25 protein-coding genes, 1 pseudogene and 1 riboswitch are annotated in these 26,304 nt (G+C 41.2%); of the genes and pseudogenes, 2 read left to right on the forward strand and 24 right to left on the reverse strand.

All coding sequences use genetic code 11. The features are described from left to right. Positions 1-25: 25 nt before the first annotated feature. From ABHC48_RS15095 to ABHC48_RS15160, 14 genes are all read right to left on the reverse strand, one after another. Positions 26-382, reverse strand: a complete 357-nt coding sequence (locus tag ABHC48_RS15095; RefSeq protein ID WP_204453886.1) for a hypothetical protein — start codon at positions 380-382, stop codon at positions 26-28. A 40-nt stretch (positions 383-422) separates the two neighbouring features. After that, positions 423-1,124: a transglutaminase family protein gene (locus ABHC48_RS15100; RefSeq protein ID WP_195700102.1), complete on the reverse strand. Its 702-nt coding sequence runs from the start codon at positions 1,122-1,124 to the stop codon at positions 423-425. Then, the gene (locus ABHC48_RS15105) at positions 1,114-1,494 is read right to left on the reverse strand and encodes a class I SAM-dependent methyltransferase (protein WP_226840933.1); all 381 of its coding nucleotides are present in this window, start codon (positions 1,492-1,494) and stop codon (positions 1,114-1,116) included. The genes ABHC48_RS15100 and ABHC48_RS15105 overlap by 11 nt, the downstream gene beginning before the upstream one ends. A gap of 218 nt (positions 1,495-1,712) precedes the next feature. Continuing rightward, positions 1,713-2,495 carry a ZIP family metal transporter gene (locus ABHC48_RS15110; RefSeq protein ID WP_195380191.1) on the reverse strand — a complete coding sequence of 261 codons (783 nt, stop codon included), beginning with the start codon at positions 2,493-2,495 and terminating at the stop codon, positions 1,713-1,715. Positions 2,496-2,817: 322 nt separating this feature from the next. Beyond that, on the reverse strand, positions 2,818-3,843 hold the full coding sequence (locus ABHC48_RS15115) for a transglutaminase domain-containing protein (protein WP_195700103.1): 1,026 nt from the start codon (positions 3,841-3,843) through the stop codon (positions 2,818-2,820). Between the two features lie 2 nt (positions 3,844-3,845). Continuing rightward, positions 3,846-4,958 (reverse strand): heparan-alpha-glucosaminide N-acetyltransferase domain-containing protein, encoded by a 1,113-nt coding sequence (locus tag ABHC48_RS15120; RefSeq protein ID WP_173735511.1) that lies wholly within the window; start codon positions 4,956-4,958, stop codon positions 3,846-3,848. Positions 4,959-4,984: 26 nt separating this feature from the next. Then, positions 4,985-6,490, reverse strand: a complete 1,506-nt coding sequence (locus ABHC48_RS15125) for a hypothetical protein (protein ID WP_148462466.1) — start codon at positions 6,488-6,490, stop codon at positions 4,985-4,987. A gap of 152 nt (positions 6,491-6,642) precedes the next feature. Next, on the reverse strand, positions 6,643-7,185 hold the full coding sequence (locus ABHC48_RS15130; RefSeq protein WP_195700104.1) for a histidine phosphatase family protein: 543 nt from the start codon (positions 7,183-7,185) through the stop codon (positions 6,643-6,645). Between the two features lie 231 nt (positions 7,186-7,416). After that, complete coding sequence (locus tag ABHC48_RS15135; RefSeq protein WP_195700105.1) at positions 7,417-7,818, reverse strand: (deoxy)nucleoside triphosphate pyrophosphohydrolase; 402 nt, start codon at positions 7,816-7,818, stop codon at positions 7,417-7,419. 13 nt (positions 7,819-7,831) lie between these two features. Further along, complete coding sequence (locus tag ABHC48_RS15140; protein WP_195700106.1) at positions 7,832-10,816, reverse strand: DEAD/DEAH box helicase; 2,985 nt, start codon at positions 10,814-10,816, stop codon at positions 7,832-7,834. A 4-nt stretch (positions 10,817-10,820) separates the two neighbouring features. Then, a complete protein-coding gene (locus ABHC48_RS15145) occupies positions 10,821-11,324 on the reverse strand; it encodes a gamma carbonic anhydrase family protein (RefSeq protein WP_195700107.1) in 504 nt (167 codons plus the stop codon). A gap of 317 nt (positions 11,325-11,641) precedes the next feature. Next, complete coding sequence (locus ABHC48_RS15150; RefSeq protein ID WP_195700108.1) at positions 11,642-12,637, reverse strand: alpha/beta hydrolase; 996 nt, start codon at positions 12,635-12,637, stop codon at positions 11,642-11,644. A 152-nt stretch (positions 12,638-12,789) separates the two neighbouring features. Further along, positions 12,790-14,142, reverse strand: a complete 1,353-nt coding sequence (locus ABHC48_RS15155; RefSeq protein ID WP_195590335.1) for an MFS transporter — start codon at positions 14,140-14,142, stop codon at positions 12,790-12,792. Positions 14,143-14,244: 102 nt separating this feature from the next. Then, positions 14,245-14,337, reverse strand: coding sequence for a DUF6783 domain-containing protein (locus ABHC48_RS15160; RefSeq protein WP_319017140.1), 93 nt, complete (start codon positions 14,335-14,337; stop codon positions 14,245-14,247). Here ABHC48_RS15160 and ABHC48_RS15165 point away from each other — a divergent pair. Then, complete coding sequence (locus ABHC48_RS15165) at positions 14,302-14,436, forward strand: DUF6783 domain-containing protein (protein ID WP_319017289.1); 135 nt, start codon at positions 14,302-14,304, stop codon at positions 14,434-14,436. The two genes, ABHC48_RS15160 and ABHC48_RS15165, sit on opposite strands and share 36 nt — an antisense overlap. Here ABHC48_RS15165 and ABHC48_RS15170 read toward each other — a convergent pair. The 10 genes and pseudogenes from ABHC48_RS15170 to ABHC48_RS15215 all read right to left on the reverse strand — a co-directional run. Beyond that, positions 14,414-14,518 (reverse strand): annotated as a pseudogene (locus ABHC48_RS15170) (alcohol dehydrogenase); the annotation flags it as partial. The gene ABHC48_RS15165 and the pseudogene ABHC48_RS15170 sit on opposite strands and share 23 nt — an antisense overlap. Before the next feature lie 12 nt (positions 14,519-14,530). Then, a complete protein-coding gene (locus tag ABHC48_RS15175; protein WP_195700109.1) occupies positions 14,531-15,856 on the reverse strand; it encodes a Na+/H+ antiporter NhaC family protein in 1,326 nt (441 codons plus the stop codon). A gap of 179 nt (positions 15,857-16,035) precedes the next feature. Beyond that, complete coding sequence (locus ABHC48_RS15180; protein WP_118583868.1) at positions 16,036-16,788, reverse strand: ABC transporter ATP-binding protein; 753 nt, start codon at positions 16,786-16,788, stop codon at positions 16,036-16,038. A gap of 114 nt (positions 16,789-16,902) precedes the next feature. Then, positions 16,903-17,910, reverse strand: coding sequence for an ABC transporter substrate-binding protein (locus ABHC48_RS15185; RefSeq protein ID WP_195700110.1), 1,008 nt, complete (start codon positions 17,908-17,910; stop codon positions 16,903-16,905). Further along, a complete protein-coding gene (locus ABHC48_RS15190; protein ID WP_195700111.1) occupies positions 17,903-18,685 on the reverse strand; it encodes an ABC transporter permease in 783 nt (260 codons plus the stop codon). The genes ABHC48_RS15185 and ABHC48_RS15190 overlap by 8 nt, the downstream gene beginning before the upstream one ends. Next, positions 18,657-18,950 carry a thiamine-binding protein gene (locus ABHC48_RS15195; protein ID WP_195700112.1) on the reverse strand — a complete coding sequence of 98 codons (294 nt, stop codon included), beginning with the start codon at positions 18,948-18,950 and terminating at the stop codon, positions 18,657-18,659. The genes ABHC48_RS15190 and ABHC48_RS15195 overlap by 29 nt, the downstream gene beginning before the upstream one ends. Positions 18,951-19,096: 146 nt before the next feature. Next, positions 19,097-19,203, reverse strand: a riboswitch (TPP riboswitch). A gap of 204 nt (positions 19,204-19,407) precedes the next feature. After that, on the reverse strand, positions 19,408-19,914 hold the full coding sequence (locus tag ABHC48_RS15200; RefSeq protein WP_148462486.1) for an NUDIX domain-containing protein: 507 nt from the start codon (positions 19,912-19,914) through the stop codon (positions 19,408-19,410). A gap of 84 nt (positions 19,915-19,998) precedes the next feature. Beyond that, on the reverse strand, positions 19,999-21,483 hold the full coding sequence (locus ABHC48_RS15205) for an AAA family ATPase (RefSeq protein ID WP_195700113.1): 1,485 nt from the start codon (positions 21,481-21,483) through the stop codon (positions 19,999-20,001). Positions 21,484-21,934: 451 nt separating this feature from the next. Then, complete coding sequence (locus ABHC48_RS15210; protein WP_195700114.1) at positions 21,935-22,606, reverse strand: YkgJ family cysteine cluster protein; 672 nt, start codon at positions 22,604-22,606, stop codon at positions 21,935-21,937. 215 nt (positions 22,607-22,821) lie between these two features. After that, complete coding sequence (locus ABHC48_RS15215; RefSeq protein WP_195700115.1) at positions 22,822-25,020, reverse strand: DNA topoisomerase 3; 2,199 nt, start codon at positions 25,018-25,020, stop codon at positions 22,822-22,824. Between the two features lie 305 nt (positions 25,021-25,325). Between ABHC48_RS15215 and ABHC48_RS15220 the strand changes: the two genes are divergently transcribed. After that, a complete protein-coding gene (locus ABHC48_RS15220; protein ID WP_118583854.1) occupies positions 25,326-26,258 on the forward strand; it encodes a diacylglycerol kinase family protein in 933 nt (310 codons plus the stop codon). Positions 26,259-26,304 lie beyond the last annotated feature (46 nt).

The raw sequence follows: 26,304 nt of genomic DNA on the forward strand, positions 1-26,304 counted from the left end.
AGAAGATGAAAGTTACCCCTGATGATTACGGGAGGCGCTGCCAGTATCTTTTCCGCTGAATACATTTGATATGTGCATGACTACCAAGTCTTTTTCTGGCTTGGTCAAGCATATCTATGCTGTAATCAAGGCAAGTAATATGTGCATTTTTCAAGGAACTCCATTTGTTTTCCGTAAATACAGCAGTTCCAACTGGAACATCAAGAAGATTTCCTGAAAAGTCATCAGGAACATATGCTAAAACTTTTCGTGCTATATCATTATCATCAGTGCCACTCCAAAATAACTTAATATACAGTTTACTGAAAATATTTCTTTGCGTAAGAACATCGTCATATATATTTTTTGATGTTTCATAAGCATTTTGTATTTTGTCTGCCATATTACCCTCCAAATTTAATTTTAATTCTAAAAGTTCAAAACTATCGTTCTCTGATCTTCCTGATATTACGATTCATGAGGTGTCTTCCAATATGTCTATAAGCAAATGCTTTAAAGGCTGAAATTTCTTGATGATGTTCCTTCAACAGTTCATCTGGACAATCATAAACACCAAAATCCTGATTGATTCCCTCGCTCTGAATATAAGTATTGTTCCTATCAAACTCAATAATGAGATTTCTGAAATCCTTGACTGCTACTCCATAACCACAAAATGCACCTCTACATTCCGGATTTCGTTCCTGTAACTTCTTTATATAGGTTTTATCCAAAATGAAAGCTTCCAGTTCGTACCACTGATTTTCAAAATTAATTTCTACCCAGCTATGGAAAATATTTTTTGGAGCATTACGGTAAACAAACCCGGTCATAGCTCCTTTCTGCAGTCCTTTATCAATCGTAAAACCATGTACTCTGCATGGAATATTGCAGGCACGTAAAAGTGCCATAAATAAAGTTCCTTTTGTATTACATTGTCCATAACCATCTGCAAGTACTTTTGAAGCTGAAATTCCGTCATCAATATTATATCCAAATAAAACATCATCTCTTACATAGTTGTAGATTGCCTTAATCCTTTCAAATTCACCCATTTCCTTCCATTTCATATTTTGAATAAGTTTTTGAATTGCCGGATTAGAAAAATCAACCATTCGTGTTTCCCTAAGATACTTATCTTTCATTTCCTATCGCCTTTCCCATAGGTTTTCTCACAACACAATGCATTCGCATACCTTTACGAATTTCAAATTTTTCTACTTTTAATCCTGCTTTTTTGCAACATTTTATGACCACATCTCTTGTTGGCACCTGGACATCTCCATGTCCGCATATATTTGCCAACGGCATTTCCAATGTATTCATTAGCCATACCAATACTTTGTTGTCACTGTTCACATCTCTAAGAACCAACCTTCCATTTGGGCGAAGACATCTCTTCACACTGTCAAAAAATGCCTGTGGATCCGGATAATCTTTCTTGCACATTTCGTAAATACCAGCATGGCTACTTTCATATCTTCCTGCTGCTTTTGTAAATTCTTTAATTGACATTTTTTATATTCTTCATTTTTCATGCTTTTTTCTCCAATCACTGTACCTTTTCGCCTTGCATCCGCATTTCTTCATTCTTTTCATATAAGCATAAAACTGCTTATGCAATTCCCTCATTTCATCTGGTGCCTTCATAGCATGTTGATACATAAATTTATCTCCAAAACTGCTTTCAAATGTAACTGCCAGCATAATCGTTAAGAATCATTTCTCGCCTCTTACCCTAATGCCACATCTAGGATCATCATCAAACTAAATCCAAGTGCAAAGAAAAGCGTACCAATATTCGAGTGCTGTCCCTGCGACATTTCCGGAATTAGTTCTTCAACCACAACATATAACATGGCTCCTGCTGCAAAGCTCAGTAAATATGGTAATGCCGGGATTACCAGCTGTGCAGCAAGAATCGTCAGTACTGCTCCAATCGGTTCAACCACTCCTGAAAGTACACCTCCGAGAAATGCCTTTCCCTTGCTTTCGCCCTCTGCCCTAAGCGGCATGGATATAATCGCTCCTTCCGGAAAATTCTGAATGGCAATTCCAAGTGATAAAACGAGTGCACTTGTTGCTGTAATCTGTGCATTTTCAGCAAGAAATCCTGCATACATAACACCAACTGCCATACCTTCAGGGATATTATGTAACGTAACTGCCAACACCATCATCGTAGTACGGCCAAGTTTGCTTTTCGGTCCCTCTGCCTGATCACTTCCAACATGAAGATGTGGAATCAAATGATCGAGCGCTAGTAAAAACAAAATACCAATCCAGAACCCAACAACTGCCGGAACAAATGATAATCTTCCCATATTCTCAGATTGTTTAATTGCCGGAATCAGAAGACTCCAGATTGAAGCAGCAACCATTATACCTGCTGCAAACCCTGCAAGTGCACGTTGCACTGACTTGCTAAGTGTTTTTCTCATAAAAAACACACATGCTGCACCTAGTGTTGTTCCAACAAACGGAATCAGTATACCTTCAAAAATATTCATTAGCATTACATTTTCCTTCCTTGTATAATCGAAAAATTTTTCATATATATAGCAAAAATAATTCTCTTCAGCGGTATAGTAACAGTTCTATAGCTTGTTGATTATATTTTCGCTATAATCTTTCAAACCGTCTTTTTGTTAGTTTAAACTAACCACTGCATATATAAGAAACCGCGCAAAAAGTAAACTATAATTTTACACGGTTCTTCTTGTGTTTAAGTATATCACTTACGAAATCATATAACAATAGAATTCTTTCAACAATGTTTTAATTTTTTCTGAACAGTAACCTGGACAGTTTCAGCACAAAATTCCTTGGGTCATTTCATCAATCCTTCTCCCCTTCATTCGCTTCCTCCAGCATAACACTCTCCTGTACCTGTATGTCAGCATACTGGACGCGAAGAACTGCCTGAGGCCAGTTTATGCTGACCATTGCGTTTTTCTCTTTTTCCATGCCTGCTTTGCGGATTAGGTCAAGAAGCTCATTTAATACTTCTTTTGTCAGGTATCCACCCCGCCAGTGAAAAACAAGCACCTTTCCTTTCTTAGCAGCCTGCAAAGACCGCTTGTATACATCCTCCTGTTTGGTAAATGATAATTTCTTCTCTTTGTAGTAAAAATGATCATGATCATTGCAATGAGGCGCAGGTGCGATCAAGGGCTCATGATCGCGAAAGATCTGCTGATCATCCAGGTTGAAATAGTCATAGCGGATTTCCGTGTTTTCGTGATCTTTTCCCAGACTGTTATCAAAAGTGGCATCTAAATGATAATATATGCCATTTATCTTTACAATATTCCAGGTGTGCCGGTATTTGATTCCTTTTTCCGGATTGTTACCGCAAATTGCGATCACACACCATACTCCCAGCGCATCCAGAAGAACCTTCACCGCTTTCGCAATGCCCTCGCATACCCCGACGCTCTGTCCAAGAGGACCTATGATCTCATGGGAATATGCTTTTTTCAGTTTGTCATAACGGACATTTTCGCAGATAAAATCGTGCACATATTTCTCTTTTTCCCACTCAGACATCTTCTGTGCCGGGCGGACAAGCTTCTCTACCCTGGCTGTCAGAGCCTTCTGATGCTCCCGGATCTTGTTTTTCTCAAAAAGATATTCCGGTATGAAAATCAGGTTCGGCGAATCTTTGTAGTAACGATATTTAAAATTGGTTACCCAGAATATTTCCGGATGGTCCAGCCTCATCTGGAAAAAAATATTGTAAAGCTCCTCTCCGGAAAGTGCCGGAACCTGAATTTCATCCGATAGATTTTTCACCCCGACAAAAATGCTGTGATAAGCAGCCTGCTGGGGTTTGTTCATATGATTATAATAGTATTGTTCCATTTTTATCCTTTTAGCTTATCTGTCAGTTTCAGATATCCCTGCACAAGTAGATCTGTTACGATCAGCACAACGACTGACAAAATCAGACAATCTCTTACACTAAATTCGTAAAAAGCTGCAAAACCAGCAATCGTCCAATATACTCCAATATGCACTGCATACATTTTGGATATCTGCCTGGAATAATAGCACAGCTTATTGTAAACAAATTTCCATTTTTCTATAATCGGCATGAGAAAAAATGCCACTGCAAATACAAGGATAATGCTGCAGAAGGTTCCCACTACTTTCACAAGTCCGGGAGTTCGATACTGTTCGATCATATAATTAAAGAATCCGTCAACACCCGGATGCATTACGATGCAGATTACAAACCAGGCTGCCGCTACGATTCCGCATACCAGACCGCTCTTTTTGTAAAAAGCTCCTTTTTCATCCTCTGGTACTCTTCTGATTACTTTTGCAAAAACATATCCTAAAAATACATAACTCAGATATGGAAAAAAGCAGAAGCTTGTCTCACCTTTTCCCCCAAAGGTCATATCCAGAAGCCAGTTAAGTGCCTGATTATCAGAAACCAGCAGTTTGGTAAAAGGTGTTACGATTCCCACTATCAATGCACTTATTATGTAACCGCCAAGTTTTACATTAAATTTCCTGTACAAAGCAAGTACAAGGTAGCACATACCGGATATGAAAAAGATATTCACAAATGTAAGCATGGAATACCGACTTGCTTCAAATACTTCCCTGCTGCCTGCCACTTCCCCTGTAATGGAATTTCTTATGGCGTAACTGACCGTCATGACTGCCGCATAGCACAAATTGCTTATGCCTTGGTAAATCAACAGTTTTATACCGTTTCTGACCATGTCCTTTGGCTGGGAATGACGTGTAAAAACACTTCCAAAACCCATGGTAAACAGATATAAGCAGGCTCCGGTAGGCATAAACAGGGCAAACATAATTTTATGTACACTTGACTCTGCCGCTGCTGCACCTGCAATTGTCTGAAAGGAATGTATAAATACAATCATGATCATCAGAAAGCCTTTTACCAGGTCAAGCTCTCTCTGGCGTCCAGTATTTACTTCTTTTTCTTTTAAAGAAAACATATTTCTTCCCCTTTTCCTTAATTTGTTCAAATATTATCTAAAAGTGCAATGTTTTTTGGATACTCCATATTAGAATATAAGTTCAGCTGCAGCTGCAATATCCTGTTATACTCATCACATCCAGGCTCAAGGACTCTTCTCTGCTCATACAAGTCGTGGTCTTCCTTGCTCATTTTCACATCAAAGCTTTCCTTTGTATGAAACTGGATTTCAATTCGGTAGTTGCGCGGATTTTTAAATTTGGTATTCACGCCATTGTATGGAAAACCGTCATTAGTCCAATAATTTTTTAATGCATAAATTTTCCAGTTTTTCTCAGACAAAGCCGTTATAACAGAACGGATCTGTTCTACATAATCTTCTGGATCCAGTATGATCGTATAACGGACTACATCCGCCAGCGAATCAAAGAAGGATTTCTCTACTCTCTGATAAAGCTTATTGTACAAGGATTTCGGTGATTTCACTCTGTACTCTAATCCTTCCAGTACGGCTTTGTTGGTTTTCGCGAACTCTATAAGGAATTTGGTTGTCTCGAATTCTGTGGATAAATAATCGGCATAAAACACTCTTTCCTCAGGAGAAAGCTTCTGAAACAGTTCCCTGTCCTTATCTGTCCATGATTCTTCGATTTCTTTGTTCAGATAGATTTTTTCAGCTGTTTCCGCAGACGGAAGGCGGTGAAGCTCTATGGAAACAATGGAAAAAAGATTCAAACTGTAGTCTGACCGGTCAGACAGACTACTGACAATTTTCCCGAAATTATCAATAATTAAATTTACCTTCCGCTCAATCAGTGTATAAGCCGAATCCGAACCGCCTGCTTCTATCACCAGCTTGCCATCTTTTACCTTAATACTTCTTACCACGTTTCTTTCAACAAATCCAACGATTTCTTCGGAATTATATTTGTCGAACTTGTCATAGCTCAAATCAATATTTGCATTTTTTAGTTCTGCCAGCTGGTTTCCAACAGCTAACACAGCTGCCAGTTCCTTCAGCCTGATAACATTTTGATTGTTCAACACCAAAGCTTCTTCTAACTGAACAGGTGCTGTACCATTTTCACCGATAAAGTGAAGCATACGGATTATGGCATATTTATGCAGATCTGATGGAAATTCAAATATATCGCCGTATTCTTCCAACAGGCATGCACTGAACAAAACATGATATTTACTCATAACCTGAAAGAACGTAAGCTCTTCTGTCTGCTTCTGAATTCCAAGCTTGTCCACATATCTATTCATAATTTCCTGATTTAAGCCAAATCCAATATGTGCAAATAGCGCTGCGGACAAAAGACAGTAGCACTCATCTTCATTCAGATTTTTCAGTTTCTGCTTATCCATTATCATATCACAAAATTCTGCAATATCGATAAAATGCATTATAGAATAATCAGAAATATTAGGATATAACTTTTTATATTTTTCCAGCATTCTCTGGACAACTGTACAGTTATCCCGGTAGTTCCCGTATAGTTTTTTTGATTTTGCTAATAAAATTTCCGAACACTTATTAACTATCATTTAGTTTTTCTCCAGTCTCTTTTCCCTGTTCTCCTTCGTTTGCCTCTTTAATCAGGATAATGGCGCAGAGTTATTCGTTTCTTTTCCGGCTTAATTACCTCAAGATTACTTACCGTTTCAAAATAACCATTCATATTCCGAATATTCTTTTGTCATTTAAAATCATATCGAACCACAGCACAGTTTTTTACTCCAAATGCAGCATATTCCTCATTTGTCATATCCGTAAAATAGGACTGTACCACTCTGGCGATTCCGTTGTGAGCAACCAGGATGTAGGTCTTTTTATCGGACTCTGCTTTTATTTCATCAAGAAGATTATAGATTCTCTGCGCCAGCCTGAGTGTGGATTCTCCACCTTTATGACTGCATGCAAAAAACTCCTTTGCTTTCTTGAAATCCTTCCCATCCCGGGGAGTGGATTCCCATTTTCCAAAATTCTGCTCAATCAGCCTTGGTTCCACCCTGTATGGAATCCCTGTCATTTCCGAAATCAACTGAGCCGTATCTGCCGCCCTGCTAAGCGGTGAGCAGAGGATTTCATCTGCCTTAATCCCCTCCGCAAGAATCTTCTGTCCCGTCTCCTTTGCCTGCTCGCGTCCATATTCTGTAAGCGGACTGTCTGTAGCCCCGCATATTTTGTTCTCAACATTCCACACGGTCTGCCCGTGTCGGATGAAATAGAAATGTCCCATGGTGGGTCCCTCCCGTTATTTTCTTCTCATAATCCTGGTTATATTTCTCGGTAAGCGTCTTTACCTCTGCTTCCGTAAATCCAATATAAGGTGCAAAATTCCTAGAGCATGTTTAAAAAGGCTTTCTGCAAGATGTGCGTCACAATCGTCCAAGAAAATAAAATACAAATAAAAGCAAAGTAGCAATAGCCGATATATTTGCTATATCATTCCACATATTCCACCTTGTTCTTACATTCTTACGCTAATCGCCTTAATCACCGTCACATCCGCTGGCAGCCATTCTACATCTCCCATTTTTTCCTTCGTCAGCCATTTTGCGGCTTCATGTTCTTTTAACACAAGATCCCCTTTCACAATCTCGCACCAAAAGCAGTCCATGGAAAGGTGAAAATCTGGATAGTCATACTCGATGGTATCAATTAACTCTCCCACTGCAATTTCTGTATCAAGTTCCTCCATAATTTCACGTTTTAACGCTTCCTGCGGTGTCTCGCCAGGTTCTATTTTTCCACCGGGAAATTCCCAGCCGCCTTTTAAGGGACCGTAGCCACGTTGGGTTGCAAAAATAATGGGTTCGCTTTTTTCATTAACAGCTTTTATTACGGCTGCAACTACTCTAACTGTTTTCATAATCTTCTCCTCATCATGAATTCACAATATACTCATAAATATCTTCTCTTACAGGTACATCAAGAATCCACTCTATCTCCACTGCTGTTTTTTCTGTATTTGCCATTTTAAATTCTTTCGTTTTTCCACTTGCAGTCATAGGGCCAAGATAATAGAATTCTTTAGAAATTTTGTCATCTTTGTTTTTTCGTACAAAAAGTTCCACTTGGATTCCCCGCTCTTTCGCTTTTAAGAAATTCTGCACGTCCTCTGATTGCAAATTTCTTCCAGACTTTGAAATTGCGATTAAGTGATCTCGAAAACCAGGAATAAAATGATCCTCATATTTGGTTGTATCGCTAATATTTTCTTCTTTATCGTAATTGATAAATACAGGAAATGTTTTTGTCTTTTTGTCAAACTTGTAACCACCAATATTTAAAGGCACTTCATTTTGTGCCCAATTCAGCAAGCGGCAAACATCTTCATAAGTATATTTTTGATATAAAACCAAATCAGTCTTAGCATAACTATTCCTGTAATCTCTTTCGTAGCGGTTTATTCCAAAATCAACCAATTCTTTAAGGATATTATAAAAATCATCATTTGATAACATTTCCACAAACGATTTCGTTGGTTTATAATCATTTCCAGCTTCTTCAATAAACACACACTGAGAATAGGTCTTCTTACCTGTTCCAGCAGGAAATTCATTTGTCATCACATTTACAATATTTTCTTTTTGATCCTGGCTAAGTTCTTTTCCATATGATTTCATATCTTTGGAAAGCTCTGCAAAGAGGCCTAATTTAGGAAACCCATGAGAATACGTGAGCATCCGTTTTAACAGTTGAAGTTCCTGTATACGTTTTCCATTTGCTAATTTCTTAGATACAAATTCAATTACCTTTTCCTCATCCAAGGACAACCGAACTTTATATTCTTTTTCATATTTCACCAGGAATTTGTAATAGGAACCAAGACTGTTATTGTCAAAAATCCGAATAACATCCATCTCTCCGTAATCATCAAAATCACGAAGGTTTGGAATCCTTCCAAGCTTATTCTTCAGATTCGTGTAATTTTCTTTGATAAGCTTAATATCACTGAAGTTTGCATTATCTACAGATGCAAAAATTCTTTTCCGGCTAATCTCATCAAAATGTACGGTAGAAGCTCCTGGAATTATCCTTCCGCCTTCCATAATGTATCTACGAATATTGTCTTTATTGTAAGTTCTATCCCCTGATAGCGCAATTGGAATCATAAAATTGTTATTATAATTTCCAATAAAATCCAGAATAACTACATATTCCTTTCCCTTGGCTTTTCGCAAACCTCGTCCAAGTTGTTGAATAAAAACAATTGGGGACTGTGTTGGTCTAAGCATAATAACTTGATTAACTTCAACAATATCCACACCTTCATTTAATATTTCAACAGAAAAAATATAGTCTAATGGCTGGTTGTCATCTGTTGCTTCATCCTCGTTCATTGCCAATCTTTCAAAAGCAGCTTGTCTTTCCGATTCAGAAGCATTCCCATTAAGCGCTATTGTTCTAAACTTACGTCCAGTAGAAGGATTCATTATTTGATTAAATTTCTCAGACAGTTCCTCTGTTTCTTTTATACTGCTACAAAAGATTAGTCCTTTGACTTTTTCTCCACTGCAACCATAGTAATCAGCTTGGCTGATAATATGTTTTACTCTCTCATCACTTGTCAGCATAGAAAAATCTCTACTGGCATTTTCAGCATCACCAATAATTGATAAATCTGTTATTCCAAAATAATGGAACGGACAAAGCAGATTTTCTTCCATTGCCTGTTGAAGCCGAATCTCGTATGCGATCTGATAATTGAAAAGCTCATAAACGTTTCTGTCTTCCATATTGTCATCTCTTTTATCCGGAGTTGCTGTCATACCAAGCCAAAGTTTTGGAGTAAAATGTTTCATCACTTTTTGATAAGTATTGGCTGGAACATGATGAGCCTCATCCAGAATAATACAGTCAAATGCATCCTTTTCATATTGAAATAAATGCTCATTACGATTCAACGTTTGAACTGTAGCAAAAATGTAATCCGCATCATATTCATAATAACCAGCTCCTACAAGTCCCATGGAAACAGATTTTCCAAAGACCTTTTCATAAGATTTTTTCGTCTGTCTTGCTAATTGACCTCTATGTACCAGGAACAGTACTCGTTTGTAACCTAATTCTCGCATCGCAAAAGCCGAAGCAAAAGTTTTTCCCGTTCCTGTTGCAGAAATCAAGAGTGCTCTTTTCTCTCCTAATTCAACAATTTTTCGCAGATTAGTAATAAATTTCACCTGCATACTATTGGGTTTCAATTTATAGCTTTCAATTGAAGTAATTTCTTGTTCTTTGGCAATTTCTCTTTGATGCTTTATTATCTTATAACGTTCTTTGTAATTTTCATAAAATTCATCGTAAAATAGGGCATAGGATGAGTTCCATAATTCTCTGAACTCAGCAACAATTTCTTTCGCCATTTCGCCTTGTTCTGTTGAAATCAGCTTGGTGTTCCATTCACGATTACTGGTAAGTGCAGCGCTGGTGATATTGGAGCTTCCAATTATAATGCGATATATTTCGTCTTTTTTAAAAATATATCCCTTTGTATGGAAGCCTTCGGCTGCTCTTTCTACATCGAACATTTTCAAAGTAATGTTAGATAATGAATTAAGTTTCTCCAAAGCTCTTGGTTCGCTGAAATTCAGATAATTAGTAGTCAGAATTTCACCTGGAATATTTCTTTTTTCAAGTTCTTTTAGTGTCTGAAGCAATGGAGTGATACCGCTCATAGTAATAAAAGCTACACTAATCTGAAAACGGTCGCATGCCAAAAGCTCATCTTCTATGGATGAAAGAACCTTTTTCCCTTTTTTGTAATTGTTTGATACAAATCTAGGACGATATGTACTACCAGATGCAACAGCCCCGTCTATATATGCAGTTTCAAAACCGGATCGCATTTCATCAATTTTGCTCATTTGTTTATAACACTCCCTGCTTCCACATTTCTTCCGCCACACTCACATATTCCTTACTATTCTCCACAATCCCAATCTTCTCTTCCCACGTAAGATTTCTCTTAATCTTAGCAGGACTTCCCATTACTAAGGAGCCGTCTGGAATAATGGTGTTTTTGGTGACGAGGCTTCCGGCGCCGATGATGCAGTCGCTGCCAATTTTGGTTCCGTCGAGAATTACAGCACCCATTCCGATTAAAGTACGATCGCCGATTGTGCAGCTGTGGATTACGGCATTGTGGCCTATTGTGACATTATTTCCAATGTGCACTGGCAGGTCGCGGCTAACATGGATTGTGCAGTTTTCCTGGATGTTGGTTTCCTCGCCAATTACAATTGATGCGTCGTCTCCGCGGATTACGCTGTAGTATAGCACACAGCTGTCACGTCCGATTGTTACATCACCGATGATTACGGACTGCTTCGCAATTTTTGCAGTTTTATCTATTTTTACATTTTTATAGTTCATTTATCATTCTCCGATCTCATGATATTATATTGAACCAATGTCAGACTGTTTTCATTATAGTACCATACCAAAAAAAGAGATTGTATATTATTTCATTCAGTTACTTGGGCGTATATCAATTTTTTTGTTCTAAAATTAATTTTATTTTAATTCCAAAATATGCTCGTTTCTTTTTTTATGTTTGCGGACACGTTAGCGTTGTTCACGGTATTACCGGAAATCAGTTCAGTAACAGATATGGAAAACGCATCTGCAATGGGCTCCAGCAAAGTAGAGTTTCCTACGCTAATAATCTTCATTTATAGGCAACACCAAACTTATTGTCCTAAAAACTTTTCTATTATATCCCAATAAACTTCCATCGTCTCATCCCCGCCACAATATATCTCATGCTTCGTCCCGGGCATGTAAACATACTCGCAGGGGACAGCACCGCGCTTTCTGATTTTCGCTGCGAATTTCTGAAGTGCGCGGACGGATACGAAATCGTCTTTTTCGGCCTGAAAAATAAGGAGTGGGGACTGGAGCATCTTCCAGCCGTGGTATCTTAAATACCAGCTCATTTTTATGGAGGCTTTCAGCCAGCCATAGGATGGTGCACAGGTCTGGAGAAATTGTTTTTCTTTTCGCAGGTTGTTGTACCTTATAAATTTAGGTTCAGAGGTGCCAGCGCTGGTTTGGAAGGTGTCGGTTCCGTCGTATGGCTTCTGTCCTAAGACATAGGACTCTTCCTTTCCCAAAACGCATTCTGCATGGGCAATCAGTACAGTCAACGGCCATGGCACGCCTCCAGTGAGCGGTTTGATCATAGGAGAGCTTAATATCACTTTATGAAAAAGAGCGGGTTCCCAGGCTGCGGCGATTGCGCTGATTGCACCGCCCATGGAGTGGGCAAAAAGGTTCAGGGGCAGGTCTGGATGTACCCTTTTAATTTCGTGGCATACTTTCAAAAAATCCCTTACATACCGCTTCCAGATATCAATATATACTAATGAGGGATCTGCTGTCAGGCGGTAGCTTTGGCCGTGTCCCATATGTTCTGGCATGTATACGTGATAGCCAGCCTGTAAAAAATAGTAAATCATCTCCTCATATTTTGGCGCACCTTCTGTGAAGCCGTGGCTGATTACAACCACCCCTTTTGGATCATCTGCCAGATAACGTTTCACATGGATTTTTCCTATAATTCCATTTTTCTCATGATAAATGTCTTCTGCTCCTGGAATGTACCCATCTCGGCAATGAGCCTTTAAATAAGGTTCCACCTCATTTTTCATAGTATCTAAATATTCGTTTTCCTGTATTATTTTCATTTCAAAACTCCCCTTACAAGCAGCTTATAAAATCATAAAAAACAATCATCACGATTCACACATTCCTGATAACACAACTCATTCAAAAGTATCTTTGAAAAAGGTGTACTGCGACATGTGTTACAATTTACGAGAGTCTTAATACTTTATTACTATCCCCCAATAATCCCATTAATCTTCTTCTCATTATAAAACACCAGAATAATTCCGCCCACCATACAAAACACCGCTGCGCCAAAGGCTGCGATTCTATAACCAGTTCCCTCTCCTGCTCCAATCGTAGAAACAGCAGTAAAGATCAGCATGGAAAGACTCTGGCCCAGTTTGAATGCAAAGGTTCTTGCCGCATAAAACATTCCTTCCCTGTTGCTTCCGGATGTGATGGAATCACTCTGGGCGATATCTGCCACAACCGCCTGGGGCAAAATTCCAAAAATTGCCATCGGCAGCGCTGCCACCACCGTCAGGATCAGCCCCTGTACGGTTTCCGGAATAAAGCTCATTTTTCCCATAAATCCTGTATAGAAATAAGCCAGACTGAATACAGCAAATGCAAATAGGATCATCTTTTTCTTACCCAGCTTCGGGGTAAGCTTATTTACCGGAATGTAAAATACCAAAGACAATGCTGTCATCCCCACAAAATACAGGGTTGTCATCGTCTCCGGCAGCTTCAGAAGGCTGGTCACAAAGAAAGGCAGACCTGTCTGAAACATGGTAAGGGCGATCCAGTAAAAAATATCGGAGCCCACAAATTTACAAAATTCTCCATTCTTAAACGTAGCAGTCAGGGAGCGAAAAGCAGACTCTTTTGCTGGAACTGTGTCCACGTAATCCTTTTCCCGAATGCAAAATACCGGTATCAGCATGCAGATAAATGCCACCACTGCCATCAGCGTGAAGGTGACACGGATGGCGCCAACACGTCCAAATGCCGGGATAAATGCACCCCAGATAGTTGGTGCCAGGTATGCAACTGCAGTTCCTGCAATGAATGTAAAGGAAATCACCGTAGAAATGTTAAGCCGCTCCTGCTGAGTATGTCCCAGCTCCGGAATCAAGGCATTATACGGTGTGCAATAAGCTGTAATGGAAAGGTAATAGGCCAGAACCATCACCAGCAAAAACGCTGCATTGAGCCAGCTTTTCTCATTGATCGGGGACCAGAACACTAACACTGTGGAAAGTGCCAGAGGCAGGGACGCCCATTTCAGGAACGGAATTCGCCGTCCATTTTTGGACGTACACCGGTCTGACCAGGACGCGATCATAGGATCTGTGAAAGCATCAAAAATTCTTCCGAAGGCTGTGATTCCTCCGATAATGGTGAAAATGCCAAGCACCACCAGTCCCTGGGGAATAAATACAGTCTGCCCCTGGCTGATGGCGGTTTCATCTGGCTGATAAAAATACACAAGCCAGTTTGAAATGATTCCGGACAACATTGCCCATCCAAACTGACCTGCTGCAAACTGCCAGATTTTTGCTGTTGTAAGTTTCTTCATCACGCACTTACCTCCTGCTTTTTTATAATAATGATAGTATCATTTTTGTGCCCGCTTCACAATATACGAATCATTACTATTGCACAATTTTCACAGAATTTATTACTGTTTTATAGGTAATAATTTACTTGCAAGTGTTTGAAAAAGGCTTTCTGCAAGATGTGCGTCACAATTTGTGGAAGATTTTATCCGGATGAGGACGCCATAGCGGGCAGCAACCGAATTCGGGTAGAATATACCGCAAAGTGGGCGTGCAGATTGCGGATTTTATTCAGCATTCCACAGCCACTTTAATTACGCCATCTCTCTTATTTTCAAAGAGCTCATACGCTTCCTCAATTCTGCAGAGCAGATAGGTATGTGTGAGCACAGGCTTAGGCTTCTCCATTCACTGTCTGCCATCCGGAACTTTCATGGTAAATATAAAAGCAAGTGAACTAAGCAGCAGCATATAAGGATACAGCAGCATTGGAAGTATATCAAATGCACTGACCACTTCTCCTAAACTGGCTGCAGCAGAAACAGCAACCAGCATTTGCGCTCCGTACGGCAAAATCCCCTGAAAAATACAGGAAAATGTATCCAAAATAGAAGCCGCTTTTCTGGCGCTGATACCGTAATCCTTTGACATTTCCTTTGCAATCGGGTTCGCCATAACGATCGCAACTGTATTATTGGCAGTTGCAATATCCATTAACCCAACCAACAATCCCATTCCCAAGAGTCCGCCTTTTTTTCCTTTAAACACTTTCTTTATCCAGTATAATAAAGCGGAAAATCCACCGTACTCCTTGATCAGGGCACAGATTGCAGCTACCAGAATCGCAACCATACTGGTTTCAAACATCCCTGCAGCACCAGTTCCCATATTTCCGATCAGGTCTGTTGGTGCTATCATTCCTGTTGCAATCATAATAACTGAGCCACTTAGAATACCTGTAATCAGTACGAAAAATACATTAAATCCGATGATACCACCTATAAGAACCAGAATATAGGGAACGGTCTGTATTAAATCGTATTTTTCTTCGATAAATCCACCATTATAATTTTTCACAGACAAAACCAGCAGAATAACAATGCTGGCAATGGCAGCCGGCAGTGCAATAAAGAAATTTTCCTTAAATTTATCTTTCATTTCACAGCCTTGTCCATTACATGCGGCAATGGTTGTGTCTGATATAAATGACAGATTATCTCCAAACATGGCGCCGCTCATGACAGAACCAATACAAACCGGCAGTGCAAATCCGGATACCCTTGCTACTGCAACTCCAATTGGAACGATCAGTGTAATTGTTCCTACAGAGGTACCCATTGCAAGAGAAACAAAACAGCTGACCACAAAAAGCACAACAACTGCAAACTGAGGCGGAACCAGTGACAAAATAAAATATGCAACACTGTTTGCGGATGTTCTTCCGACTATACCTACAAAAATACCTGACAGCATAAAAATTATGATCATTGTAATAATGTTAGGATCACTGATTCCCCTCCCCATAACTTCCAGCTTATCATTCAATTTAAGCTCGCGGTTCTGTATACAGGCAACAAGTAATGCAACCAGAAATATTACAACAACGGGGATTTTATAAAATCCCATCTCGATATCCAGGCCATACTCAAATAATATGCCAAGCCCCAGATACAAAAGAAAAAACACTACTATAGGAAGCAGTGCTTTTCCATTTCTTTTTTCATTTTTCCTCATCCTACACTTTTCTCCTTCTTAGTTATAGTACTAATAGTATCATTTTTGTGTCCGCTTCACAATAGCAAGTCAACTGGATATTTTATATAAAAAGATCCCGGCAGGCTTCTGCTTCTGAGCGCTCAAACTCAGGTAGTATGAAACCTGCCGGGAAGTTTTATTTTCATCAACCAAAAAAACTATAGCTTACTGATAATCCGTCTCTTATATTCCAAAAATTCTTCTGACAATGCAAAATCCGCTGCCCTGGGTTTTCTCTCCTGGATCACGATCTCATCTTTGATGGTTCCCGGAGTTCCGTTCAGAATGTAAATCCGGTCGGACAAAAGAATGGCCTCATCAATATCATGGGTGATAAACAAGGTAGACAGATCAATATGCTGCATAACTTCCAGATACCATTTATGCACGCTGGCCTTTGTCAATGTATCCAGTGCACTGAAAGGCTCATCCAGAAGGGCAACTCCGCTGGAACTTAAATAGGTTCGAAGCAAAGCCGCACGCTGACGCATACCACCGGACAGCTGGCTTGGATACTGATACTGGGTGCCTTCCAGACCAAATTCTGCAAAAAGCGGATTGGCCTTTTCCCTGGCTTCTGCTTTCTTCACGCCTTTCAGTACAAGGGGAAGTGCTACATTGTCGATCACTTTCTTGTGGGGAAGGAGAAGATCCTTCTGCAGCATGTAGCTGATGCTTCCAGGTGTGGAAGTCACATCCTGATCTTTCAGATAGACCTTTCCTTCATCAGGTGGGATAATACCGGAAAGCACATTGAACAATGTGGTCTTTCCGGAACCGCTGACTCCCAGAAGGGAAACCAGTTCCCCCTGCTCCAGATAAATGGAAATGTCCTCCAAAACCTTTTTTTCACCGTATGTTTTTGAAATATGTTCTGCTCTTAAAATCACTTTATTTTGTTCTGATGACATATTCGTTCCTTATACACAGTGCTACTTCTATAACCAGTTCCATTTTCCGCAAAAATCGGGGTAAATTTTCCTGACAGAATAGCTCTATGTGTTAATTTCTTTCTCTTTCATTCCTTACTGGGGAAGATAATCATTAGAGAAGCCGACTCCAGTAAGATCCTTGTCGCAAAGCTGGTTCTCATACAGCCATTTGTAGAATGCATTCCATCTGTCTGCATCAATTACGCCCCAGCTTTCTGCATCGTCAATGTATTTTGTGGAAAGGAATTCCTGACTCTTCTTTACAAGATCTTCAGCATCCTTCAGAGAGCCTGTATTATCGCCGTCAATGAGGATCTGTGCTGCCTCATCCGGATTCTCTGCTGCAAACTCATATCCCTTTGCAGTTGCTTCCATAAATGCTTTCGCCTGATCCGGATTCTCAGCAAGATAGTCGTTATTTGCAATGATAACCGGTGTGTAGTAGTCAAATACAGGATTGATATCAGAGAATGCAAAATAGTCGCAGTCTACACCTTCTACGTCAGCATTGATTCCGCCCCAGCCCTGGAATACCCAGATGGCATCCGTCTGATTGGCAGCAAGTGCTGCAGGCTCATCTGTAATATCATTAGGGATCAGGGTAACCTGACTGAAATCTCCGCCGTCGCCGTTTACAACATTTTCCAGCATAGCAAGCTCGATTGGGGAATCCCATGTGGAATAGGTTTTTCCGGTAAGTCCGGCTGGTTTATCAATTCCGTCACCTTTTCGGGAAAGGATTCCGGAGGTGTTGTGCTGAATGATTCCTGCAACTGCTGTGATTCCAAGAGGCTCGTCAAGTGCAAGGGAAGCAGCCATGGTATCCTGGGCCTCGATCGCAAACTGAGCCTGACCTGCTGCGCACATAAGGGCTGCACCATTTTCCGGTGGCTGAACGATTTCCACATCAAGACCAGCTTCTTCGTAGTAGCCTTTTGCCTGTGCTACATAAAGTCCGGTGTGGTTGGTATTCGGTGTCCAGTCCAGGCAGAATGTGATTTTCTCCTGTGCACCATCTTCTGCGTATACACCTGTAGGAACTGCAAGCACCATAGCTGCCGCTGCAACTGGTGCGATTACTTTTTTCAGATTCTTATTCATGATTTTTCTCCTTTTCTACCTGCAGCCATGGCATTGTGATCCGGCTGACAATATTTACTGCCAGAAGAAGTAAAAGGCTGATGATCACAATGAAGATAATGACTGCAAACATTTTATCAAAAGAATATGCTTTTTTTACACGGGTCATATAAACACCAAGTCCGTTAAATCCACCCAGCCACTCAGAAACAACTGCTCCTACAACTGCATAGGAAGCAGATATTTTCAGCCCGGAAAAAAACTGGGGCAAAGCACCTGGAAATTTCACATGGCGGAAAATCTGTGCCCGGCTGGCTCCCATGGCCTTCATCAGACGAATGGCATCCGGATCCACACTTTTATATCCATCCAGCAGTCCGATTGTAATTGGGAAAAAAGTGGTGATCACAACCAGAGTGATCTTCGGTGCCATTCCAAATCCCATCCAAAGCACCAGAATTGGCGCAATGGCAATGGTCGGTATGGTCTGCGTAATGATCATGATCGGATAAAATGCCTGATCCATTACACGGAACCGATCCATCATAGTTGCAAACACAAATGCCAGCGCGATTCCAATGAGAAGTCCGTAAAAGGATTCCAGCAAAGTGAATTTCGCATGGAAAAGTATGGTTGGCAGATCGCCAAACAGGGCTGTCAGCACTGCTACCGGAGATGGAAGCATGTAGGAGGGAACAATTCCCGAAATGCTTACCACTTCCCAGCCAAGCAGAATCACGGCTATGGCTGCAATTGGAGGTATCTTACTAGTGATGTTTGGTAACTTTCTTTTCAATGGTAAGTACATCCCCTTCTGGTTTATATGCAATTTTAACATATACGCTCATAGCCTTGCAGCCTGCGCGCTCAGCTACATGCTGACACTCTTTTACAATATCCATCAGCTGGTCATAATCACCTTCAATGGTGGTCTCAAATGGTCCTACATAATAGTTCAGACCAGTAGATCTGATGTAGGCGATCACCTCGTCTACAATGCGGATAACTTCCTCTTCATCCTGTACATTTGGCAGTACCTGAATTGCTACACTTGCGTTCATTTTCTTTTCCTCCTATTTTCTGTCCCATAAACAGGACTTTGCGTTAAAAATCGAATAAGAACCATTCTTGAAACTGTGACGGAACTGAACAGGCTCTGTCAGTCAGTATGAAAAAAAGAGCACCTGCCATCCAGACAAATGCTCCTAATTACATCGTTAAACACTTCCTACACTGGCATGATCCAACAGGTTAAAAGGGTCTAAGGACTACCTTACTCTCAGCTTCTCAATTGAAACTCCCCTGGTCGTTATTCAGATTTCGTTGCTTATTATAATACACCTTTCTTCAAATTACAAGAAACTATTTTTATCTCAATTATATTTTACATACCCTTAACAGAATTGTACTGCTCGCAGTCTGACCAGCACGCTCTAATTAATATTCCCATTTCATCAGAATTCGTAAAAAAAATCTCCCTGCATATCACAGTTATTTCCTGCAGAATATATAATAAATCTACAGATTCTCAAAGGCAGCCTGAATACTGTCATAGTGCAGGAATTTTCCCTGGGCTGCAAATTCCTTGATCTGATTCAGAGTGGCAAACATGTGGCCGTCTGTCTCTTCTTCCTGAAGGTGTAGATCTTCTTCTTTCACATCCATCACAAAGCGGTAAACATCTACGAAATAGTTGTCTCCCTCCCCTGGATTCTCTCTTTTGTAAGTAAAAAGATAGCCGCCCTGCGCACCGCTTACATCAAGGCCTGTCTCCTCTTTCACTTCGCGGAGTACAGCATCATAAGAAGATTCCCCTGCCTGTGCTGCACCGCCGGAAACTTCCCACCAGCCTGGTGCCCAGGCTTTTGTCATCACACGTTTGGTAATGAGAAACGTACCATCTGGTCTTGCCACTACTCCAAGTACGGTGAGATGGTATTCTCCGTCCTTTAAACACCAGTCGTTTCGTTTCATGGTACGGCCGGTAGGTCTCTTGTTAATATCATAGATGTCCCAGAATTCCATTTTATTACTCCTGTTATATTTTTCTCGTGTATATTCTTGTTTCATTCTTATTTTGCAAATATTGTTATCATATGCAATATTTTACTATTTCAGCAGTTCCTCCACCATCTCTCTGGTATACTCTACCTTCTCTACATGGTTGACCTCGATCTGATACAGTGCATTTGCCGCAATGTGCTCTGCTGCCTGCTCCAGATCACGAATACCTGAAGTATTGGAATAACGCTGGATGATTGCCTCCAGCGCCCCCTCTGTGATAATGCACTCACTCTCTTCCATATGCATTCTCTTAAGAACTTTCGGAAGAGAGAATCTGGAAAAGATTACTTTCTTCTCCTCAGCTGTATAATCCGGAATATCAATTACTGCGAATCTGGACATCAGCGGTGCACTGATCTGGTCACGGTCATTTGCAGTAGCAATTGGATAAACACCGCCAGTTGGGATCATACACTCCATATAGTTATCTGTAAATCCAAGATTGTCCAGAAGGGTAAGAAGTACGTCTGCCGGATTTCCATTTCCTTTGCCGGAATTTGCCTTATCAAGCTCGTTAATAATAAATACCAGATTAGAGGCACCAGCCATGGAAAATGCCTCCATAATAATTCCGGGCTTTGCATTTGCGTAAATACGGGGGCTTCCGGTAAGCTGCTTAGAGTCGTTAATTGAGCTCATGTCCAGCGTAGTCCACGGAAGTTTCAGGATTCTTGCAACTGCATAGGCTATCTGGGATTTGCCAGTACCGGCAGGTCCGATCAGAAGAAGTCCGTAGGCCGGAAGGGTATGTGTACGGTTGATCTGGATAATCGTCTCGATAATACGTTGTTTCACACGCTCCATTCCATAAAGCTCTTCATCCAGGATTCTCCTTGCCTCAACAGGATCGATTGCTTCAAAATAATTGTTCTTCCACTGGATATTCAACATAATAGAAAGAGCCCTCTGTGCATGATGGCGCTCTTCCTGAGAAACTTCACTGGATCTTGCCACTGCCAGATTTCTTCTGGTCCAGAGTCTGATATTATCCGGCAGTGTTTTGCCTGCGCAGGTCATAAAATCGGTAATGCTCTGAATACTGGTAAGCTTCATCTCATCACCGTTTACCTCCTGTTCCTCATCCTCTTCTGCCTCGGCAGGTGCATTACTCTCCAGAAGTCTCTCGATCATAAACTGCAGAAAGCCATCCTCTGCGGAAAGCTTTGTGCCGCCGCCAAAAGCAGTTTCACGAATGCGGTATACCGCATATCCGTCCTCCCTGTTAGTACCAGACAAACGTACATTGATCCTACTGTCTCCCAGCCATTTCAAAAGACTGGTAAATCTGGAATCAATTTTCAGCACATCTGCTGTATGGTTACCGTCTTCTTCCTTAAAATCAAAAGCAGTACGGTTTACCGGATTGGTAAACACACCGCAGGAATGATGTTTCCACTGTCTCTCTTTATTGTCAAGCACCATGATCGGCTGCTCCGGTGAAGGCTTCGTATGGCTGCTGTGAAATGTTGTGTAAGTACACTTTGCCTCCGCTTTGCTTGCAGAAGCACCGCTGAAATCAAATACTGGCATAGCTTTTTCCTCTTTCCTGTGTATTTAAAGGGATATATTTCTCTAATTTCTCTTACCTACTATAACAACATTTTTCTCTAATGTCCAGAATGAGTTATCCTGTTTCATAATGCAGCATTGTCTTGTATTATTGTTCACTTTGTGACCAGTAACTATCTTATTTTTTATATATCTTGGCATTTCTTAGTTTTTTACAAAAAATCTCTTGCCAAAATGGAGAAATTCGTGTATTCTATTATACGGACTACTTTTCAACAATTTGATTTTCACTTAACATTTGATATATATTTCTGATTTTTAGTGCGCAGACACCATAGTCCCTCCCAAAGCTTCTAATGGAATACTGCAATCTAAAAATAAAAGACTCCCGGGCGCTCTAGAGCGTGTCTGAAAAAGCTTTCTGTAAGATTTTTCAAACAGGCTCAAGTGTTCCGGGAGTTTTTCAATTCATTTATGCCAGACTTAACAGCTGCTTTCCTTCTGTCAGTCTTTCTTCAAACTGCTCATAGAAATCTCTGCCCACTTCATATGTTTTCATATAAAAACGATTCACCACATATAAATTCAGATTTTTGATCAGCTGGGCATCTGTGGCATTATAAAGAACCTCCTGCACATCCAGCAAAAAATAATGCCAGTCAGCTACAAACTTTTCATACTGGCGAAGATCCGGAGTGTCGATCCATTTCTTTACCTTGATCTTGCTCCTGCTTGTCTTCTTACATTCATGGGTTTGCAGAAAATACTTAAATCCACCATTTTCATAGAAACGTCCCAATGGGAAAAGTCTGCAGAACCCAGGACGGAAGTTATGAATGCTGCACCGTCCCTGTTCATTCAGGAAAACACAGCATTGGCTTTTTCCACTCATGCAAAGATGAGGCAGAATATTCCCATCCATGGCATCGAACTGGATCAGCCCTGTGCTTACCAGTTCCTGTGGTGTTTTTCCCAGATTCGTACACAGACGGTACACATCCATAGGATCCAGCACAACTGAATCCCCCATTCCCTCACAGCAGTCATGACATCCTGCACAATCCTGGCAGTCTGCCTTTACCATATCGTTTAATTCATAAAGTCTTCCGTCGGAAATCTCTTCCAAAGATACTTCTCGGCGCATATGCAAATTCCTCTTTCTTTTATTTTTTTGTGGACAAACAAGGTTACGGTTCACTTCGCGATGCACAGAAATCATGCATTCCCATGATTTCCCGCTGAGATTCCCGTTTTTTCTGTAAACGATATTCACAAAAAACGTCTCGCGGAACATTGCCAGTGAACAGTAATATAACATGCTGCCATCAACAGCATCTCCGTATTATCTATCCTCTGTATTTACAGCTTAATTCCAGACAATGCCTGTGCAAAAGCATTATTCACCGGCTCATTTGCCTCCTTCTGCTGCCTGCGCAGATAGTTCTGCACATCACGCTTGCCTACTCCTGCGCCCTCTTTCTGGCGTCTTGCCTGGAACGCGGAAAGCTTCTCCTTATAACCACACTGGCAGACAAACGTCTCTTCCTTACCTTTCACATACATTTCCATACGTTTATGGCATTTCGGACAACGGGCATTGGTAGTGCGGGAAATCGTTTCACGGTAGCCGCACTCACGGTCCTGGCATACCAGCATTTTGCTGTTTTTGCCATTGACAGCCAGAAGTTTTTTGCCGCACTGCGGACATACTTTGTTGGTAAGATTGTCGTGGCGGAACGTGCCCTCCCCGGTCTTGATCTCATCTACAATTTCACAGGTATAGTCACGGATTTGGTGAAGAAAATCCCCCTGACGTATCCTGCCTTTTGCAATCTGGGAAAGCTTCATCTCCCAGTCAGCCGTGAGCTCAGGCTTTTTCAGGTCTTCCGGCACCAGCTCCAGAAGCTGTTTTGCCTTTGAGGTAATATGGATCTCATTGCCTTTTTTCTCCATCATAAAGGAATGGAAAAGTTTCTCAATAATGTCTGCTCTTGTGGCAACGGTTCCAAGCCCCCCAGTCTCTCCCAGGGTTTTCACCGCTTCTTTATCTCTTGTCTCCATAAATTTCACCGGATTTTCCATAGCTGCAAGAAGAGTTGCCTCTGTGAATCTTGCTGGCGGTTTTGTTTTTCCTGTATTTAAGGAAGTTTTCAAAATCTTTAGTCTGGTTCCGGTTTTCATCTCCGGAAGACGCTGGTCTTTCAGTTTTTTCTCATCATCCGCCTCATCTTCCAAATCATCATCTGCTCCGCCTTCGTAAACTTCCTTCCAGCCCATGCTCTTTATCACTTTGCCGCTGGCTGCAAAAGTTTCTCCTGCCGCTTTCGCCTCCATGGTCACCTGCTCATACTGGCTTGCAGGATAAAGAACTGCAAGGAAACGACGGACAACCATATCATAAATCTTCCGTTCTTCATTTGTCATGTGGTCCAGCTGAACAAACTGTTCTGTCGGAATGATCGCATGGTGGTCACTGACCTTCTTATCATCCACAAAGCTTCCATTCACCTGCACTGGCTTATTCATAAATGCGCCTGCAAGCTTTCTGTACGGACCGATTCCGCAGGCCTTCAGTCTTTCCTTAATAGTAGGAACAATGTCCTTTCCAATGTATCGGGAATCGGTTCTGGGATATGTGAGTACTTTGTGGTTTTCGTAAAGGCGCTGCATAATATTCAGGGTCTCTTTTGCAGAAAAACCATATTTCAGGTTGGCTTCCCTCTGCAAAGTTGTCAGGTCGTACAGGCCCGGGGCTATAGTCTTTTTTGCTTTTTTCTCTACATTGGTTATTTCAAGAGCAGCGTTCTCCAGCCTGCCTTTGATCTGCTCTGCCCTTTCCCTGGAAAAAGTACGGAAGCTCTTTGTTTTCTCATCTCTCCAGGTCCATTTCACATCCTGGGTCTCCAGAGAAATACCATAATATTCTTTTGGCACAAATTTGCGGATTTCTTCTTCGCGCTTTGCGATCATGGCAAGGGTGGGGGTCTGCACCCTGCCACAGGAAAGCTGGGCGTTGTATTTGCAGGTGAGAGCTCTGGTACCATTCATTCCCACCAGCCAGTCTGCTTCTGCCCTTGCAACAGCTGCACGGTAAAGATTATCATAGTCATGCCCGTCTTTCAGATTGGCAAAGCCTTCTTTAATTGCTTTATCTGTGACTGAGGAAATCCACAGTCTCTTAATTGGCTTATGGCAGCCTGCTTTTTCCAGAATCCAGCGGGCAACAAGTTCCCCCTCCCGTCCTGCATCTGTGGCTATAATGATTTCTCCAATATCTTTTCGGAAAAGCTGAGTCTTTACTACGGAAAATTGCCTGCCTGTCTGGCGGATGACTACCAGCTTCATCTCCTTGGGGAGCATGGGCAAGGTCGCCATTTCCCATTTTTCATACTTTCTGTCATATTCTTCCGGGTCAGCCAGGGTTACAAGATGTCCAAGTGCCCAGGTTACTACATAGTTTTTGCCTTCGAGAATACCACCATTTTTCTGGTTTGCGCCAAGAACACGGGCAATGTCTCTGGCGACGGACGGTTTTTCCGCAATTACAAGTGATTTCATGTATACACTCCTGATTATTTTCGTATTTGATGATGTCTGCTTAAGCAAACAGTGAAATCCTCTCCATAATTGTTAAGGAATAGTTACATTATAACACACTTCAGAAATTTTTAAGAATATTTTGTTAAAATTAATTTGTAAAACGATCCCACCAATGCTATTATGTAACCATAAAAGACAGAGAATCTACATCGCAAGGCTTCAGGTTCTTTGCCACAGAGCATGCCCCCAAATACTTTCCCTGATATGTGCTTCACAATTTATGGGAGATTTTGCAAACATGTTCTAAAAACCTAGGAGAAGTTATGTATTATTTTATTGTTAATCCCAATTCCCGCTCTGGCAGGGGACGTTCCATCTGGAATGAAATTCATCAGCAGCTTATGCTTCGGGGAATTGATTTCCAGTACTGCCTTACAAGATATTCCGGACATGCTGCAGAGATTGCTTCTGATGCCTGTGCTCTTGGCACTGAATCTGAGCCTGTATATATCATTGCAGTGGGAGGTGACGGCACCATTCACGAGGTGCTCACCGGCATTACCGATTTTGACCGGGTAGTCTTCGGATACATTCCAACCGGCTCTGGCAATGATTTCTGCAGAAGCATGAGACTCCCTTTTGATCCAATGGAATCACTGGAATATATCCTAAAGGCAGAGCATATCAGCAAAATGGATGTTCCTTACCTGCTCCGCAATAATAAAAAGTCCCGATTCGGTATCAGCACGGGAATCGGATATGACGCCGGCGTATGCCAGGAGGTTCTGGCAACGCCCTTAAAGAAGATATTCAATCGTCTTGGGCTGGGAAAGCTGATTTATCTTTTCATTGCATTGAAGCAGCTGATTTTTATTAATCCAGGAAAAATGACAGTGACCCTAGATGGAGAGAATACTTTTTCCTATGACCACGTATATTTTACAGCGGTTATGAATCAGAAATATGAAGGCGGCGGTTTTAAGTTCTGCCCGGATGCTCAGCCTGACGACCAGCTTCTGGACGTGATCCTTGTGGAAGGTATCCGTAAGATAAAGCTTTTATTTTGCCTGCCTACTGCTTTTTTCGGAAAGCATGTGGGCATCAGGGGAATACATATTCTCACCTGCAGCGATATCCATGTACATAGTGCGTCCGCTCTTCCCATTCATATTGACGGGGAATCTGGCGGAATTCGCGAAGATTTAACAGTTTCCATTGAAAAAAGCTCTTTAAAAATCATTTTACCTGTGGTATAATCTCTCACGATTTGGGGGATCCGGAATTACAAGACCGGTAACCCAG

This window comes from Ruminococcus sp. 1001136sp1 (assembly GCF_039841815.1).
In the GTDB taxonomy this organism is placed as follows: Bacteria; Bacillota; Clostridia; order Lachnospirales; family Lachnospiraceae; genus Blautia_A; species Blautia_A faecis.